Genomic DNA, 15,706 nt, shown 5'->3' with positions numbered 1-15,706 from the left:
GCCGGGGGACCGGCCGTCGGAGAAGGAGGAGATCATCGTCGTGAGCGCACACCGGATGGTCCTTCGGCGCGGTATGGCAGCCGCCGTCATGGGAATCGCGATTCTGGGAGGGGCGACCGTCGCGGCGCCCGCCCACGCCGGGTCCACGGTCCAGGGGGCCTCTGCGGCAACGCATGCCGCCGAGACGGCGCGGCTCGCTGCGGGCCCGCCGTGCAAGGTCCACTCCCACGGCTTCTTCCGTCAGGGCGTGCACACCTACTGCTCGGGCCAGCCCTCCTGGCGCAAGCACCGGGCACGTGCCACGTGTGTCAGCCACCGCAACCCCATGGTCAAGTACACGCGGTGGGGCCCCTGGCGCAGCCCCGGCCAGAAGTCCTCGATGAGCTGCAACTACCAGGACGGCTATGAGCACGCCTGGGTGGACCTTCGATAGCGGGCGGACATCAGCTTCTCAGAAGGGGGATCACAATGTCTGTACGTACATGGGCCGTTGCTGGGGCGGCGGCGCTGGCGCTGACGGTGGGCGCGGCTGCGCCTGGCATGGCTGCGGGCGGAACGCAGGGTGGGGGCACGGCAGGTGCCGGCGCGACCACCTGCTCGAACTGGCGGACGGTAAAAATCATCGGCGCCACGATGAAGTACATGGAGTGCCGGCGCACTTATGGCGGCAGGGTGCAGAGCAGTACGGCCCTGTACCTGTGGGACCGGGGCTACGGCGAGGATCCGTACGGCACGGTCAAGATCGGCAGGTGGGAGGCCACCTGGACGTGGAACGAGGCGCAGGGGGCGCACAGCCCCAAGTACATCAGCGGCTGGCACTACGGCAGGGACGCCAAGGTGTATCTCGACACGCACTGATCGCAGTGCGTGTGGGGAGTCCTCCGCATCGCGGGCTGGGGGCGGCGCAACGCTTTCGTAGGCGTTGCGCGTCCAGCGCGACCAGGTCTTCGTCGCGACTCTCCCATGCGCCGGTGATCGGTCCGGGCTCGGACGGCTCCATCGCGCCCGCCGAATCGGGCAGCGGGTGTGATGCCGTTCGGCCATGCCCTCTATCACCCAGTCCGTCACCCAGTCCGTCACCCGGTCCGTCACCCAGTCCGTCACCCAGTCCGTTCGATGTCCGCGGACAATTGTGGTTGTCCGGCTGGCGACCTGGGGGTTCTTCGGTGTGGACAGCGGACATTCGGTGTGAGGCCGAGCGTGGGTCGTGAGCCGTTCGAGCGGCTCGTCCCATGGAAATCGGAGGCCTCTCGTGAAGTTGTTCCATCGTCGTGACCCTGATGAGGATCGCCAAGTCGGTGTCGGGGAACGGGGTTTGAGCACGGTCGGCAGGCGGGCCGGGCGCGCTGTGTCGGTGCTGCTGGTCGCCGCGATCGCGGTGGGTGGGTTGGCAGGGTCGGCGCAGTCGGATCCCGGTCCCGTCTCGGCCGGTGGCACTGCGGCATCGCAGCCTCCTGCGACAGCGGCGCCTGAGCAGGGTGCCTCGGCGTCGCCGCCCGCTCCGGCCCCCGCACGCCGTGGGCGGCAGGCTGGTGCGGAGCGGGTCGAGAGCATCGTCGGGTACGCCGGTTCGGTGTACGCGCTCGCCTCGGACCACTCCGGTGTCTACCAGTGGTCGGGCGTCGGCACGCACTGGTACCGGATCGGAGGTCCCGCGCAGAAGCTGTACGCGGGGTCTGCGGGCCTGTTCGCGGTCAGTCCGGAGACCGGTCGCGTCCACGAGTACGAGGGATCGCCCGACAAGTGGAGCGACCTGGGTGACGGTGGTGCCGCGCTCGCCGTCGGCCGCGAGCTGTATCGGTTGAGCGGTGATCGGTCCGCCGTGCACGAGTGGAACGGGAGCACGTGGGTTCCCCTCGGCGGGATCGGGGGGCCGGTCAAGGAGCTGTATGCCGGGCATGCGGGGTTGTTCGCCGTCGGTGCGGAGACGGGGCGCGTCCACGCGTACGGCGGGGCGCCCGACAAATGGAGCGATCTCGGTGACGGTGGTGCCGCGCTCGCCGTCAGCGGCGAGCTGTACCGGCTGAGCGGTGATCGGTCCGCCGTCCATGAGTGGAACGGGAGCGATTGGGTTCCCATCGGCGGGCGTGCCAAGGACCTGTACACCGGTGATGTGGCCGGCTCTGCCGGGCTGTTCGCCACCTCGCCCGACACCGGTCGGATCCTCCGGTACGACGGCACTCCCCATCAGTGGAGTGATACGGGCGGTCCGGGTGCCACGTTCCTCGCCGCCGACAAGCGGCTGCTCGGGGTGTCGCCCAATGGGCGCGGTGTCTACCTGTGGTCCGGCAACGGCACCAGCTGGAAGTACATCGGCATTCCCAAGACGTCGCCCGCGACCCGGGAGGAGAAGCTCCAGCGGCTGGAGGAGCTGACGCAGACCGGGCCTCAGGCGCGGGAGGCGTGGCTGGTGGGGCGTGGTTACCAGCGCATGGGCAAGGGGGACCGGTTCGGATTCAGGTGGGACGACAACAGTTGTTCCTACAGCCCCGACAAGCCGGCGGGCTTCGACTTCCGCAACGCCTGCGCCCGGCACGACTTCGGCTACAACAACTACAAGGACATGCTGGGCGAGGAGGAGTTCAGGCGGCGCAGTTTCCCCGACGCCACGACCATCAAGGCGCGCGTGGACAACGTCTTCCTCGAGGACATGCAGACCGAGTGCAAAGCCTGGTCACCGCTGCCGCCGGCGCAGGCCAAGGCGCAGCAGCAGAGGTGTCTCAGCCTGGCCCGGATGTACTACGACGTGGTGGCCGGTCGGGGGTGACCGGCTCGCGAAGGTGTGCCTGCATCGACGAGGGAGGAGAACCGTGAACAGTCGGGATGTCGTGCGTCTCATGGGGCGGCGGACAGCGCTTCACTGTCTGGCCGTGGGGGCTGTGGCGGCGGTTGCCTCCGCGTGTGGGGGTGAGGAGGGTGGTTCGGGCGGTGGTTCCGGCGGTGGAGTGAGGGACCGGGCGCTCGCGGCGTACGCCGCCGGGGACTGGGCGGCCACCACCAGCGCGGGGCATGAGGGGACCATCACCGTCACCCCTGACGGGACTTGGTCCGAGACCATCCTCGGGCTTTCGGGGCAGTGGGAGCTCGGCAAGAACGGGCTCACCGTCGTCATGGACGGGCTCGACAGCGAAGAGGAGCGCGACAAGCCGTACTTCCTGCCCGGCGTGCCGCAGCAGGCGCAGGCCGCGCTCTCCAAGACGTATGCGCTGGAGGGTGGTTGGTCCAGTGACTACACCGGGAAGGTCGCCGTGCGCACGCAGAAGGATCGGGTGACGCTGACCTTCCCGGACCATTCGACCGGTGAGGGGGCGGACGAGGGGCTGGTGGTGACGCTCACCAAGGTGGTGCAGCCGGAGCACGAGGCTCCGTAGCGGGTGCGGAGGCCTCTCTCTTCACGGCCTCCTACGGCAGGTGTGTGCGTCAAGTGCGGTGGACTGGTTGCCGTTCGCCGCACTTGGCGCTTGCGCGTGGGGCGGCCGGTACGCGGGTGGTGAACGAGAATGTCAGAGTCGATCGGCATCATGGTGCGCATGAGCCACATCATCACGATGTACACGTTGACCAGAGCCGCCTGATGTCCTACCTGAGCGGTGACCTCGACGAGCACCAGCAGCGCACCTTTCGCGACTACATACGCAAGGATGCCCTGGAGCATCAGGCCAGCCTCGACCACCAGGGCATCGACCTGGAACTGAGCATCCCGACGCGCTCGACCACCTCCTCGCGGGACGACCCGACGCGGACGGCGATTACGTCGGCAACGCCTACTACGGCGCGATGAAGCACATCATCGCCAACATCGGCCCCGACCCCATCCAGTTCGGCGTCTACTCCAAGCCCTCCAAACGTTCTTCGCGGCGATCTTCATCCACAGCCTCGGGGAGATATGGGAGTCCTCGGCCGGCTTCGCCCTTGGCTTCGGCCTGGCACCGGACCATGCCCAAGGCCAGTACCAAGGGCTTCTCGGGCTTGGCTTCAGCGCAGGCCAGGCGCTCGCCCCCGCCATCCTCACCATCGTCGTGCTCGGCCTTGGCACGGCCGGCTGGCTGGCTGCTCCTCGGCGCGTTCTTCGCCGCTGTGGGCGCCGTCGGCCCATCGCTTGAACGCTGGGGCGCGCGACACGGCAGTCATCGGGGGCAGATGAGCAACAACCCCGCCCCCAGCCAGAGTGCCCCGGTGGCGGACTGATCCTGCCTCCGGGCACTCCGCACAAACGATCAGTCGATGGCCAAGGTGAAGAATCTGACCGTGAGCGTGTCCGCGCCCGGGGTGGAGGGATAGTCGATGCGTTCCACGAACGCGCCCCCGAAGTGGTAACGCTTGATGGGGTTGTCCTGGTAGTCGAGAAGCTCGAGGGTGATGTTCTTGAGCCGCCCCTCGCGTCCCGCAATCGCGTCGTCGATCCAGCGGTCGACCGCGGGGCTGTGGGTCATGCCCCGCACCATGGTCACCTTGTGGTTCGCCTCATCGAGGCCGGAGACTTCACTGATGTACTCGACGGGCGTTCCGTCCATCTGCAGGCGGAAGTTGTGAGCCGTGAGGGCGTCGCCCAGTTGGAGTTCGGCCGTCGAGATCGAGCCCTCGGGCGCGGGTGTGGCAGGGGCCGCCGCCGCTCCCACCGTGGTTCCCGCGAGGGCCAGTAAGAGGGCGCTGCTGATGCCCACGCAACGAGCTGCCCCGCGCCTGACATGAAATCTGCTCATGACATTCCCCTCCTGAAGGAGTTGATGGTTGATGTCCTGGAGTGTGCGGGTCAGCCGCCCTGGCCGGCGCTTCCGATCGGGCCGACCTTCACCGGGGAGCCTGAGCCGTCGGTGACGGGCAGCGTCTTTGCGCCCGGCCACTCCAGGGAGACCGACTTCGTCTCGCCCGGCGGGGTCACCACAAGACCCGTGACGCTGACACCGGAACCGCCCGAGTCGTTCATCGGGTAGTTGATGCCGAAGGACACCGATTCCCCGTCCTTGAGGATCATCCGGTCGGCCGGCTGACCACTGCGCTGCGCGGACAGCGCCCCCTCGCTGGTCTTCAGGTCGACACCCGCGAACCCGGACAGTGCGCAGTCCCGGCCGCCGCCGTTGTCCAGAGTCACCGCGACGGTGCCATCGGTGTCGCCGTCGATGGTGCTGTCCATCGCCGTGATGTCCAGTTCGTCCGTGCGGCACTTGCCGATCTTGCCGTCCTCGTTGGAGCCGGTCCCGGCGTCCGTGCCCTGCCCGCCGGAACTCTTCCCACCCGAGTCGTTCCCGCCGCCCTGCTCCGAACCGCCCGAGCCCGAACCGCCCTGCTCCGAGCCGCCCGTGCCCGAACCGCCGCTCGAGGAAGACGCGGTGGCCGCCGGCGACGGGTCGCCCTGACCCGTGACGTCATCGTCGTTGCAGGCCGTGAGGGAGAGACTCGCGGCCACGCCCAGGGCCGCGGCGGCAACGCGCAGAGTGCGGCGACGAGTAGCACGGACAGTGGTGTTGGAACGCATGGCGGATCCCCCGTAGGTAGTGGGTGTTGTTCGCTCCTTGGAACAACACCCACTCTGATCGGGGCCACTAACGCCGAGCTCCCACCGCACTAACATCCGCCTAACGCACGCGTGAGCAGCAGCGAGGACTCGGGAAAACCGAGGTCAGGCTGCCGAGTTGGATGTTCTTGAGAAGTGACCGCGAGGCGGGAGCGCGCCTGCCCCGCCGCTTTCAGGTGAAGTCGGTGGCGGGCTGGGTCGCGTAGCGACTCATCGCGTCGATGTTGGCCTGTGGCGTCAGCGGTCGGCCGCCGGCGAGCTCGTTCTGGAGGTCTCGGAAGTACTGCACGTACAGGTCGGGGGTGAAGGTGCTGAGCGTGACGGCGGGTTGGTCGGTCGGGTTGGCGAAGGTGTGCGGGGTGCCGGGCGGGACCATCACGAGCGTGCCCGCGGTGGCGTCGTAGTCCTCGTCGCCGACGGTGAACCGCACGGTGCCGGACAGGACATAGAAGCCTTCGTCGTGTTGGGCATGGCGGTGCTGCGGCGGTCCCTGGGTGTGCGGGGCGAGGACGGACTCGGCGATCGCGAGGCGGTGCCCGGTGTGGCTGCCGTCCTCGAGGACGCGCATGCGCGTGGTGCCCAGGACGATGGTCTCGCCGTCGCCGGGACCCACCACCGATACGGCGGGGTCTGTCTGCGGGCCGCCGGCCCTGACTTGGTCGGTCATGGTCACGAGTCCACCGCCGGGGACCGACCGATGTCCAAGACCTGTCCTACGGGGGCGATACCCGGTAGGTATCGTTGCGGCGTGGAGCTACGGACCATGCGCTACTTCGTGGCGGTCGCCGAGGAACTCCACTTCGGCCGCGCCGCCGCCCGACTGCACATGAGCCAGCCGCCGCTGAGCCGGGCGATCAAACAGCTGGAGGCCGAGATCGGGGCCTTGCTGTTCACCCGCGCGCCCGCCGGCGTCACGCTCACGCCGGTCGGCACGGTACTGCTCGAGGAGGTGCGGGCCCTGCTCGCCCATGCCGACCGGGTCCGCGTACGCGTCAGCGCGGCGGCCGGCGTCGCGACCATCACCGTCGGCATCCTGGGCGACGGCACCGATCCCGGAGCGGCCAGGCTGGCCTCCGCCTACCGCCGACGTCACCCCGGCATCGACATCCGCGTCCGCGACACCGACCTGACCGACCCCACCTGCGGACTGCGCGCCGGGCTTGTCGACGTCGCCCTGACCCGAGCGCCGTTCGACGAGACCGCGCTGACGGTGCGTACGCTGCGTACCGATCCGGTCGGCGTGGTCCTGCGTGCCGACGATCCGCTGGCCCACCACGCCCGGCTACGGCCGGCCGACCTCAGCGACCGCCGCTGGTTCCAGTTCCCGCAAGGGACCGACCCCATCTGGCAGTCGTACTGGAACGGCGGCGTACCGCGCGAGGGCCCAGTGGTACGCGCCGTCCAGGAATGCCTGCAAGCCGTGCTCTGGAACGGCACGATCGGCCTGGCCCCGCTCGGCCACGCCCTGCCCGCGGAGCTGACCGTGGTACCGCTCACCGACATGGCGCCGAGTCGCGTCGTGGCGGCGTGGAACAAAGGTGACACCAACCCGCTGATCCGATCCTTCGCCGAGACCGCGAAGGCCGCGTACCGCCGCTGAGTATCGGCAATCGGTGCTGCCACAGCTCGTGAACGATTCGAACGCTGCGACCCTCGGGACTGCCTTCCGAAGTGCGTACGGCGCGTCAGGTTCAGTCGGTGATGTACCAATCGTCCTTGAGGTACTCCAGGGTGTAGCTGCCGAGGTCGCTCTCGGAGAAGGTGGCCGAGGACCTGACCGCTTCGACCGGCATCTCGATCCTGTCGGGCGTGCGCACGGCGATGCGCTGTGGGTCGACCGTCGCGGTCTTCAGAGCCTTCTTCTGCGCGGGCGAGATCATCTGGAAGACGGTGGTGTACGTCGACGTGCACGGGCCGAACCCCTGGTCCTGTGCCTTCTTCGCGGCGGGCCCGGCCACTTCGCAGACCGTGTCGATGTCCTCACGGCCCAGCGCGTGGAGGTACTGCTCGTACCGCTGGATCGCACCCTCCTTCGTCCTGGGCGCGGGCTGGTCGCCGGTCGGCTCGGCCGACGGTTTCTCGGTCCGAGCGGACGCGGACGGCTTGGCCGACGGCTTTTCGGCCCGCTCGGAGGCGGACGACTGCGAAGGCTTCGCGTCCGTGTCCTCCTTCGCTTTGTCCGGCCCGCAACCGCACGCCACCAGCGCCACACAGGCCGATACCGCCACGCTGACCATCGTCCGCGCTCTCATTCGATCCCCTCACCACCAGCCGACAACACGTCAAGAGGTCACGCGGGTTACGGGGAAACGGTTCCCGACCGATGGCCGACCATCTGGGATCCGAACTGCGTTGGTCACCACGCGTTGATGACCGGCGCCTCGGGTTCGCGCTGTCGCCAGGCGTCGTTGAGGCGCGCGATCCGGTCCGCGGCGGCGATGCCGCGCAGGGACGCGACCTTGCCGTCGCTGACTTCGAACGCCACGGCGCCCACGACCCGGTCGTCGACCACGGCGATGACGGCCGGGGAGCCGTTGACCAGCGCGATATGGATCGCGGGTGTACCGCCGGCCAGCCGCCGCTTCGCAGGCGTGGGCTTGAAGCCGGCCCGCGCGTAGGAGGCGACCCGCTCAGGCGTCTTGTACCGCAGCAGCCTCTTGCCCAGTCCGGCGCCGTCCGAGATCGCCGTCACGTCGTCGGTGAGCAGCGCCACCAGCCGGTCGGTGCGCCCCGACGTGGCGGCGGCGAGGAACTCCTCGACGACCCGGCGCGCGGACGCGGGGTCGACCTCCCCGCCGCCGCGGCGCTCGGCGGCGACCCGGCGCCGAGCGCGGTGCACATGCTGCTGGCTCGCGGACTCGGTGATGTCGAGTATCCCGGCGATCTCGGCGTGGCGGTACGAGAAGGCCTCGCGCAGGACATAGGCGGCGCGCTCGACGGGCGAGAGGCGCTCCATGAGGGTCAGTACGGCCAAGGACACCGATTCGCGCTGCTCGAAGGTGTCGGCCGGGCCGAGCATCGGGTCGCCCTCGAGGAGCGGCTCGGGCTGCCAGTCTCCGGCCGCTCGCTCGTGCCGCGCCTGCGCCGAGCGGAGCCGGTCGAGGCAGAGATTGGTGACGACCTTGGTCAGCCACGCTTCCGGCACCTCGACCCGTTCGCGGTCCGCGGCCTGCCAGCGCAGGAACGTGTCCTGCACGGCGTCCTCGGCGTCTGCGGCCGAGCCGAGCAGACGGTAGGCGAGCGAGGCCAGCCGGCCCCGGCTCGCTTCGAACCGATCGACGGCTGTGCTGTCCATGCGGACCAGCCTATGCGCCGACCCTCACACCGGCCCGGTCAGGCGCGGCGGCCAGGCGGTGCTTCCGCTTCGGCATGCCGAAGGTCGGGTGGGCGATGCTGAATCCGGAGCCCTTGAGCACGCCCGCCTTGAGCCGCGCGGCGGCCTTGCCGCCCAGATACCAGGACTTCGACCGGACGTCCCCGTCCACCATCTGGAAGATCGCGTCCCGCCGCCCGAGGCTGATGTGGTTGCCGAAGTACTTCAGCCCGACGGTCGGGATCTTGCTGTCCGTCAGGCGCGCGATGATCGCGGCGGTCGCCTGCATGTTGGTGAAGCCTGCCGAGGCACAGGACATCGGCAGCGGCAGGCCGTTGTCGCCGATCGCGTACGCGCAGTCACCGGCGGCGTAGACGTCCGGGTGCGAGACCGAGCGCATGGTGCGGTCGACGACGATCTGGCCGGTCTCGGCGACCTCCAGGCCGCTGGCGGCCGCGATGGGGTGCACGGCGAACCCGGCCGCCCACACGGTCACGTCGGCCGGAATGGACGTACCCTCGGCGGCGATCGCCCGTGTCGGCTCGACCGCTTCGATGCCGGTGTGCTCGTGGACGGTGACACCGAGCCTGTCGAACGCCTGACGCAGGTGACGGCGGGCCTTCGGGGAGAGCCAGGCGCCCAGCTCGCCGCGGGCGGCGAGCGCGACCGAGAGGTCGGGCCGGGACTCCGCGAACTCGGTGGCGGTCTCGATACCGGTCAGGCCTTCACCGACGACCAGGACGGTGCCGCCCTCGCCCAGGCCGGCCAGGCGCTCGCGCAGACGCAGCGCCGAGGACCGGCCGGTCACATCGAAGGCGTACTCGGCCACGCCGGGGACGTCATGGTGGGCTACGGAACTGCCGAGCGCGTAGAGAAGCGTGTCGTACGCGAGCTCGCCGTCACCGTCCTCGCCGGTCACGGCGACGGTCCGGCGCTCGGGGTCGACGCCGGTGACACGTGCCAGGCGCAGGCGCACCCCGGTGCCCGCGAATACGTCGGTGAGCTTGCGGAACGCAACGTCCTGGCCGATCGCGAGCTGGTGGAGCCGCATCCGCTCAACGAAGTCGGGCGCGGCATTGACGACAGTGATCTCGGTGTCGGCGGGGGAAAGCCGGCGGGCCAGGTTCCCGGCGGCGAAGGCCCCGGCGTATCCGGCACCGAGTACGACGATGTGGTGCTTCATGGCGCTGTTCCTATCTCGTTCGTGTCCCCTATGAACGAGACGGCGCCCCGATTGCTGACAAGAGTCGAGTGTGACGCAGGTCACTACGCCGAGGTGAGCGATGAGCCTCCGGTCGAGGGTTTTGGCGCGCGTCTGTAATCGAACAGCTGCTCTACTGAAGTCATGGCGCGATAACGCAGACGGGCGGACGCACGCCGGCGGGGAGCCGGTCGCGGTCCGCCCGTCGCGTCGTCAGGTCAGGTGCGGCGTGCGGCGTGCGGCGTGCGGCGTGCGGCGTCACCAGTTGTAGACGATGTCCCCATCGCTGTTGACCATCTTGAACGTTCCGTCCCCCTGGTCGATCACGCACCCGTAGCCGCCGTCCCCCGTCTCTCCGCAGAAGGTGTCGGCGCCGGCCGGGCCCGCCAAGGCGACCCCGCCGCCCACAAGTACACCAGCGGCTGCGACGGCGACGGCGAGTCTCCTGGCCCGACTGCGACCCGGCGTGGTGGTGGTGTTCCGCTGCATGGCTAGCTCCCTGAGGTCGATGGATTGTCGATCGCAGGGAGTACGTCGCGGCCATCCGGCTGGATTGGTGCGGGCGAGATTTCGGAGGTGCCGGGGGGTTCGTTGTGCGCAGGCCCGCTAGAAGGTGTAGCGGGTGTGGCTGAACGCCTGGGCGCCGAAGGCCGCTCCAAGATCGCGGTCTTGATAGATTCGTCTGTCATGAACCCGATCCCCCACGACATACGCCTGCAAAGGCGCGCCAAGAATGCGGAGGCGTGGGGCTTCCTGCTGCTGGTCGCAGCCGTCGCGCTGTGGGTGTGGTTCGCCGTGCTCCTGCTCGTGCCCTACGACAGCGACGGCTACGGCACGTGCGAGTCACGGCTGTTCACGGACGGCCCCACCGCCAACGCCCAGGCAAGCTTCCGCAATCCGTGCGCCGCCCAGCGGGACTGGCCCGAACTGCTCGGCATCCTCGGGCTGTCGGTGCCGGTGTCCGTCGCGGGAGCGGTCCTCCACACCAGCGGCATTGCCTCCCGGCGGCTGAGCGAGCAGGCCGCCGAGATCGCCCACCTCAAGGAACTGGTCCACCGGAGCGCTTCATGAAATCAGCCCGGACACCCGCGCACCACACTCAAGCAGCTGCTCAATGACTGGCTCTGAGCCCGTCTCTTAGTCAAACGGACCCTGGGCCAGGTCAGTATCCGATGGCCTCTCGGAGAAGCAGCACCGTGCCGCGCCCCGGGCGGGGTTCCGCGTTGAGAATCAGCAGGCGGTTGACGGCGCTGGGCGTCCCGTAGACCGCTTGGGCGCGGGCGCTCTCCAGCGGGAGGGCGTGTTCCTCGACGCGGCGCAGCGCTGTGCTCAGGTCAGGCACCACCTTCTGCGCTCCGACGATCCAGACCGCCTGGGCGGCGCCGCCCGCGTTGGCGGGGAGTTGGCTGCCGCTGCCCGAGGCAAGAACGAGCGAGCCGGTCTCGGTGACCGCGGCGACGCTGTTGACGACGAAATCGGGGACGGCGACCAGCCTTCGGATCTCGTCGGCGCCGGTGGCGCGGTCGATGGCCAGGATGCGCGGCCTGATGGCGTCGTACTGGCCACTGGCGTTGATGTCCTCGTCGATGCCGGACAGTCGGAGGGTCTCGCTGGCTCCGGTGAGCACGCTGGCGCCCTCGGGGACCAGCTCCTTGATGCGGGTACGCGCGGCCGCGGCGTCGTCGAGGATCTCCGCGGCGAAGCCGTTGGCGCGCAGCGCGGCGGCGACCCGCTCCAGTTGTTCGGCCGATGCCGGGGCGGTGAAGGCTGTGGCCGGAGTCGGGGCGGCCGTGGCGTCTGCCCGGTTGGTCCCGGACTCGGAGCCCTGCGCCGCGTGGGGCGCCGAGCCCGCCAGCGGGGACATGTCGAGGTACCTGACCTCGTACACCCGCTCGGCGAACTTCCAGCCCTCCTCGGTGCGCTGGTAACGGTCGTGGTAGACGGCGTAGTTCAGACCCTGACGCCCGTCGAGGGCGCGACCGAGTTCCTGGATGTAGGCGCGGCCGGTCGCGGTGTCGCCGTCGAGCAGGATCGTGCCGGGGTGCGTGGTCTGTACGAAGAAGTCCAGCTGGCTCTGCAGCCGCTCGCCCCCGGCCAGGATCTCCTCCCGGCCGATCTGCTCGACAGGGATGTTGGGCATGCGCAGGGCACCGTCCGGTGTGAACAGCGACGCCAGACGGGGTCGGTCGCGCATCATCGCCGCGTCGCTGAACTCGCCGCGCAGCGCCTCGATCTCGACGCGGTCCGCGATGGCCTGGAAGTCGTTCATTGGAGTCCCCTCGCCGTGTCGTGTTGTCGTCTTCACCAGTACGACAACGCAGCCCGCCGGAATGTGAGGCGGCGCGTCGGCCTCGGGCCAGGACACCCGCGGCCTTGCCCCGTGCAGCGCCGACCCCACGCCAACTCCCCTACCGTTTCTCCTTCTTGAGGACAAAGTATGGACGCTGCGAGGCTCGCTTCGTACGCTGTGTGTCGCTCTCGTACGGAAGTCAGTGCAGGCGCGGCCGAATGCCGCACCCCGCACCACCGGCATGTGCATGAACTCCACTCCGCGGACGCGGGCGGCCGAGGCGGCCCCGGCCGCCTCGCAGCGCGCAGCAGGAGACAGAGTGAAGCCACACGAGCACCCCACGCGCCCACCCCGCATCCGCCGACTCACGCGCCTGAGACCGCGCAGAGCCACCGGGATACTTCTCGGGCTGCTGCTTGCCGGCGCGCTCACCACGCCGACAGCCACCGGCGTCGGTACCGGCGCCGGTTCCGGCGAGAAGCCGTTCGCCGATCTGCCGCCTCAGGAACCCGGCGTCACGCTGCGGGTGTTCGACATCCAGTCCCCGCTCAGCAAGCTCTGCGACCTCAAGCCCGCCCAGACCCCCAACGTCGACAAGCTGATCCCCACCGTCGACTGGTCCTCCACCGACGGCTTCGGGTTCACCGACAACTTCGTGTCGCAGATCATCGGCAACATCAATGTCCCCGCAAACGGCGCGTACGCCTTCCGTCTGATCAGTGATGACGGCTCACGCCTGTTCATCGGCGGCCAGAAGGTCATCGATCACGACGGACTGCACGGGGCCGAGCCCAAGGACGGCGAGATCACCCTCGCTCCGGGCTATCACCCCCTGCGCATCGACCACTTCGACCGCGGCAACGACCAGCAGGTCACCCTGCAGTGGAAGCCGCCCGGCGCCGACGCCTTCACCCTCGTACCCAACTCCGTGCTCAGCACGGACGCCGGCGTGGTGCGGGTCACCGCGCCGGGCCGCAAGGAGTGCGAGGGCAGTTACGACACCCCCGGCGACGGCCTTCCGCTCACCTCGGTCAACCCTGGCTACACCTTGACCGACCTGCGCCCCAAGGGATTTGAGCCGCAGGTGTCCGCGATGGACTGGCTGCCCGACGGCCGGCTCGCGGTGACCACCTGGGGTGGCAGCCAGGAGACCGAGGGCGCGGTGTACGTCCTCGACAACGTCACCGGCGACACCGGTCCTGACAAGGTCACGTACGAGAAGATCGCCGACGGGCTCAAGGAGCCGATGGGCATCAAGTACGTGGACGGGAAGCTGTATGTCTCCGAGAAGCATCAGTTGACCGAGCTCGCCGATATCGACGGGGACAACGACGCGGGTGAGATCCGGAAGGTCGCCGAGTGGCCCTACGGCGGGAACTTCCACGAGTTCGCGTTCGGGCTGCTCTACGAGGACGGGAATTTCTATCTGAACCTGTCCGTCGCCATCAACTACGGCGGCGCGACGACCGATCCGCAGCCCGCCGCCAACCGCGGCACCACGATCAAGGTGAACAAGGCGAGCGGGAAGGTCAGTTACCTGGCCGGCGGTCTGCGTACCCCCAACGGCATCGGCCGCGGCCCGGAGGGTGAACTGTTCGTCACCGACAACCAGGGTGGCTGGCTGCCCGCATCGAAACTGGTGCACATCAAGCAGGACCGGTTCTTCAACCACTACACCAATCCCGACGGTCCGTTCGACGACAAGCCCGTCACCAAGCCGGTGCTGTGGCTGCCGCAGAACGAGATAGCCAACTCCCCCAGCACCCCCATGACGGTGAAGAAGGGGCCCTTCGCCGGGCAGTTGATGTTCGGTGACGTCACTTACGGCGGGCTGCAGCGCGCCGACCTGGAGAAGGTCAACGGGGAGTTCCAGGGTGCGGTCTTCCGTCACACCCAAGGTCTGGAGTCCGGCATCACCCGCATCTCCACCGGTCCTGACGGGGCGATCTACACCGGCGGGCTCGGCGCGGACGGCAACTGGGGCCAGGAAGGCAAACTCCGCTTCGGCCTGCAAAAGCTCACGCCGAACGGCAAGACCGCCTTCGACATCAAGACCATGCGTGCCACCCGCGACGGCTTCAAACTCACCTACACCACACCGCTGTCGGACAAGACCGTCGAGAAACTGACCAGCGGTGCCTACTCCGTCGAGCAGTGGCGCTACTCCCCCACCCCCGACTACGGCGGCCCCAAGGTCGACGAGGAAGCCCTGCCCGTCACCGGCGCCCACGTCTCCGACGACCGCCGCACCGTCAGCCTGACCATCCCCGGACTCAAGAGCGACCGGGTGGTGCATGTGCGCTCGCCGCGCCCCTTCTCCTCCGCCGACGGTGAGCAACTGTGGTCCACCGAGGCGTGGTACACGCTCAACGCACGTCCGGGCCGCGACGAGCCGGTCACCTCCTACGACGCCGAGTCGGCGCGGCATTCCGGCGGCGCGGACGTCGACACCGAGCACGCCGGCTACACCGGCGGCGGCTTCGTCGACGGCTTCACCGACCCCGGCGCCACCGTCACGTTCGACGTCGAGGCTCCCGCCAAGGGCACGTACGCCGTGGGCCTGCGCTATGCGAACGGACCGCACCCGTTCGCCGGCACCAAGACTCTCGGCGTGAGTGTGAACGGCGGGCAGGCACGTCAGACCAGTCTGCCCTCGACCGATACGTGGAAGCGCTGGTCGACCAAGACCGAGCAACTCGCCCTGCGCAAAGGCCACAACACCATCACCTACACCTACCGGCCCGAGGACACCGGCAATGTGAACCTCGACATGATCGAGGTGCGCCGGCCCAACAGCCGTATCGATCTGTTCTCCGGCGGCAGTGCCTCCACCGCCTGGCAGCACACCGACGGCCGCAGCGTCGAATGGCCCCACACGGCCGACGAATCGATCGAGGTGTGCTGCGGGGACATCCGCACCAAGCAGGCCTTCGGCGACTTCAAGCTGCACGCCGAATTCCGCGTGCCGAAGCTGCCCGACGACGTCACCGGGCAAGACCGCGGCAACAGCGGGATCTACCTTCAGGAGCGGTACGAGATCCAGATACTCGACTCGTTCGGAGTGGAGAAACTCGCCGCGAACGAAGCCGGCTCCATCTACACCAAGAAGGCCGCCGACCACAACGCCTCCACGGCGCCGGAGACGTGGCAGACGTACGACATCGTCTTCCGAGCCGCGCGCCACGACGCGGACGGGAAGAAGACCGCCGACGCCAGGATCAGCGTGGTGTGGAACGGCAAGAAGGTCCACGACGACGTGGCCGTCGACGGCCCGACCGGCGCGGGCGATCCCGAATCCGCGGCAGCGGGCGCGATCCGGCTGCAGGACCACGGCAACAAGGTCCGTTTCCGCAACGTCTGGATCGAACCCGTCGACTGAAGGAGGTC

15 protein-coding genes and 1 pseudogene are annotated in these 15,706 nt (G+C 68.9%); 8 read left to right on the top strand and 8 right to left on the bottom strand.

Translation table 11 applies throughout. From position 1 onward, the window contains the following. Positions 1–40 precede the first annotated feature (40 nt). From E2651_RS43575 to E2651_RS00815, 5 genes and pseudogenes are all read left to right on the top strand, one after another. Positions 41–433, top strand: a complete 393-nt coding sequence (locus E2651_RS43575; protein ID WP_167828637.1) for a hypothetical protein — start codon at positions 41–43, stop codon at positions 431–433. A 35-nt stretch (positions 434–468) separates the two neighbouring features. Then, the gene (locus E2651_RS00835) at positions 469–858 is read left to right on the top strand and encodes a hypothetical protein (protein ID WP_135328992.1); all 390 of its coding nucleotides are present in this window, start codon (positions 469–471) and stop codon (positions 856–858) included. Positions 859–2,449: 1,591 nt separating this feature from the next. Further along, a pseudogene (locus E2651_RS44950) lies at positions 2,450–2,767 on the top strand (phospholipase A2); the annotation flags it as partial. A gap of 178 nt (positions 2,768–2,945) precedes the next feature. Further along, a complete protein-coding gene (locus tag E2651_RS00820; RefSeq protein WP_135328989.1) occupies positions 2,946–3,371 on the top strand; it encodes a hypothetical protein in 426 nt (141 codons plus the stop codon). Between the two features lie 203 nt (positions 3,372–3,574). Continuing rightward, positions 3,575–3,781 carry a hypothetical protein gene (locus tag E2651_RS00815; protein WP_135328988.1) on the top strand — a complete coding sequence of 69 codons (207 nt, stop codon included), beginning with the start codon at positions 3,575–3,577 and terminating at the stop codon, positions 3,779–3,781. Between the two features lie 436 nt (positions 3,782–4,217). Here E2651_RS00815 and E2651_RS00805 read toward each other — a convergent pair whose 3' ends face one another. The 3 genes from E2651_RS00805 to E2651_RS00795 form a co-directional block, all read right to left on the bottom strand. Further along, positions 4,218–4,703 carry a phage tail protein gene (locus E2651_RS00805; RefSeq protein ID WP_135328987.1) on the bottom strand — a complete coding sequence of 162 codons (486 nt, stop codon included), beginning with the start codon at positions 4,701–4,703 and terminating at the stop codon, positions 4,218–4,220. Positions 4,704–4,753: 50 nt separating this feature from the next. Continuing rightward, entirely contained in the window at positions 4,754–5,476 is a 723-nt protein-coding gene (locus E2651_RS00800) for a DUF4232 domain-containing protein (RefSeq protein WP_135328986.1), read from the bottom strand. Positions 5,477–5,687: 211 nt separating this feature from the next. Then, entirely contained in the window at positions 5,688–6,182 is a 495-nt protein-coding gene (locus E2651_RS00795) for a cupin domain-containing protein (protein WP_209446031.1), read from the bottom strand. A 96-nt stretch (positions 6,183–6,278) separates the two neighbouring features. On the opposite strand from E2651_RS00795, the gene E2651_RS00790 reads away from it, so the two are divergent. Beyond that, entirely contained in the window at positions 6,279–7,115 is an 837-nt protein-coding gene (locus tag E2651_RS00790; RefSeq protein ID WP_135329066.1) for a LysR substrate-binding domain-containing protein, read from the top strand. A gap of 91 nt (positions 7,116–7,206) precedes the next feature. Here E2651_RS00790 and E2651_RS00785 read toward each other — a convergent pair whose 3' ends face one another. The 4 genes from E2651_RS00785 to E2651_RS00770 form a co-directional block, all read right to left on the bottom strand. Beyond that, on the bottom strand, positions 7,207–7,767 hold the full coding sequence (locus E2651_RS00785; protein WP_209446030.1) for a hypothetical protein: 561 nt from the start codon (positions 7,765–7,767) through the stop codon (positions 7,207–7,209). Between the two features lie 104 nt (positions 7,768–7,871). Continuing rightward, positions 7,872–8,810 carry a sigma-70 family RNA polymerase sigma factor gene (locus E2651_RS00780; protein WP_135328984.1) on the bottom strand — a complete coding sequence of 313 codons (939 nt, stop codon included), beginning with the start codon at positions 8,808–8,810 and terminating at the stop codon, positions 7,872–7,874. Positions 8,811–8,820: 10 nt separating this feature from the next. Then, complete coding sequence (locus tag E2651_RS00775) at positions 8,821–10,011, bottom strand: FAD-dependent oxidoreductase (RefSeq protein ID WP_135328983.1); 1,191 nt, start codon at positions 10,009–10,011, stop codon at positions 8,821–8,823. A 276-nt stretch (positions 10,012–10,287) separates the two neighbouring features. Further along, positions 10,288–10,518 carry a hypothetical protein gene (locus E2651_RS00770; protein ID WP_135328982.1) on the bottom strand — a complete coding sequence of 77 codons (231 nt, stop codon included), beginning with the start codon at positions 10,516–10,518 and terminating at the stop codon, positions 10,288–10,290. Between the two features lie 135 nt (positions 10,519–10,653). Between E2651_RS00770 and E2651_RS00765 the strand changes: the two genes are divergently transcribed. Next, positions 10,654–11,100, top strand: a complete 447-nt coding sequence (locus tag E2651_RS00765) for a hypothetical protein (RefSeq protein ID WP_245238471.1) — start codon at positions 10,654–10,656, stop codon at positions 11,098–11,100. Positions 11,101–11,191: 91 nt separating this feature from the next. Here E2651_RS00765 and E2651_RS00760 read toward each other — a convergent pair whose 3' ends face one another. Then, positions 11,192–12,298, bottom strand: coding sequence for an LUD domain-containing protein (locus E2651_RS00760; protein WP_135328980.1), 1,107 nt, complete (start codon positions 12,296–12,298; stop codon positions 11,192–11,194). A 514-nt stretch (positions 12,299–12,812) separates the two neighbouring features. On the opposite strand from E2651_RS00760, the gene E2651_RS00755 reads away from it, so the two are divergent. Continuing rightward, positions 12,813–15,698 carry a family 16 glycoside hydrolase gene (locus tag E2651_RS00755; RefSeq protein ID WP_245238483.1) on the top strand — a complete coding sequence of 962 codons (2,886 nt, stop codon included), beginning with the start codon at positions 12,813–12,815 and terminating at the stop codon, positions 15,696–15,698. Positions 15,699–15,706 lie beyond the last annotated feature (8 nt).

It is taken from the genome of Streptomyces sp. MZ04, from assembly GCF_004684775.1.
GTDB lineage: Bacteria > Actinomycetota > Actinomycetes > Streptomycetales > Streptomycetaceae > Streptomyces.
The sequence above is the reverse complement of the archived record's forward strand: the minus strand, read 5'-3'. Positions and strand labels throughout refer to the sequence as shown.

Excerpts from the sequence above, each read along its gene's own strand:
- E2651_RS00835 (WP_135328992.1), top strand. The coding sequence starts at position 469 with ATGTCTGTACGTACATGGGCCGTTGCTGGGGCGGCGGCGCTGGCGCTG.
- E2651_RS00815 (WP_135328988.1), top strand. The coding sequence starts at position 3,575 with ATGTCCTACCTGAGCGGTGACCTCGACGAGCACCAGCAGCGCACCTTT.
- E2651_RS00805 (WP_135328987.1), bottom strand. The coding sequence starts at position 4,703 with ATGAGCAGATTTCATGTCAGGCGCGGGGCAGCTCGTTGCGTGGGCATC.
- E2651_RS00800 (WP_135328986.1), bottom strand. The coding sequence starts at position 5,476 with ATGCGTTCCAACACCACTGTCCGTGCTACTCGTCGCCGCACTCTGCGC.
- E2651_RS00795 (WP_209446031.1), bottom strand. The coding sequence starts at position 6,182 with ATGACCGACCAAGTCAGGGCCGGCGGCCCGCAGACAGACCCCGCCGTA.
- E2651_RS00790 (WP_135329066.1), top strand. The coding sequence starts at position 6,279 with ATGCGCTACTTCGTGGCGGTCGCCGAGGAACTCCACTTCGGCCGCGCC.
- E2651_RS00785 (WP_209446030.1), bottom strand. The coding sequence starts at position 7,767 with ATGAGAGCGCGGACGATGGTCAGCGTGGCGGTATCGGCCTGTGTGGCG.
- E2651_RS00780 (WP_135328984.1), bottom strand. The coding sequence starts at position 8,810 with ATGGACAGCACAGCCGTCGATCGGTTCGAAGCGAGCCGGGGCCGGCTG.
- E2651_RS00775 (WP_135328983.1), bottom strand. The coding sequence starts at position 10,011 with ATGAAGCACCACATCGTCGTACTCGGTGCCGGATACGCCGGGGCCTTC.
- E2651_RS00770 (WP_135328982.1), bottom strand. The coding sequence starts at position 10,518 with ATGCAGCGGAACACCACCACCACGCCGGGTCGCAGTCGGGCCAGGAGA.
- E2651_RS00760 (WP_135328980.1), bottom strand. The coding sequence starts at position 12,298 with ATGAACGACTTCCAGGCCATCGCGGACCGCGTCGAGATCGAGGCGCTG.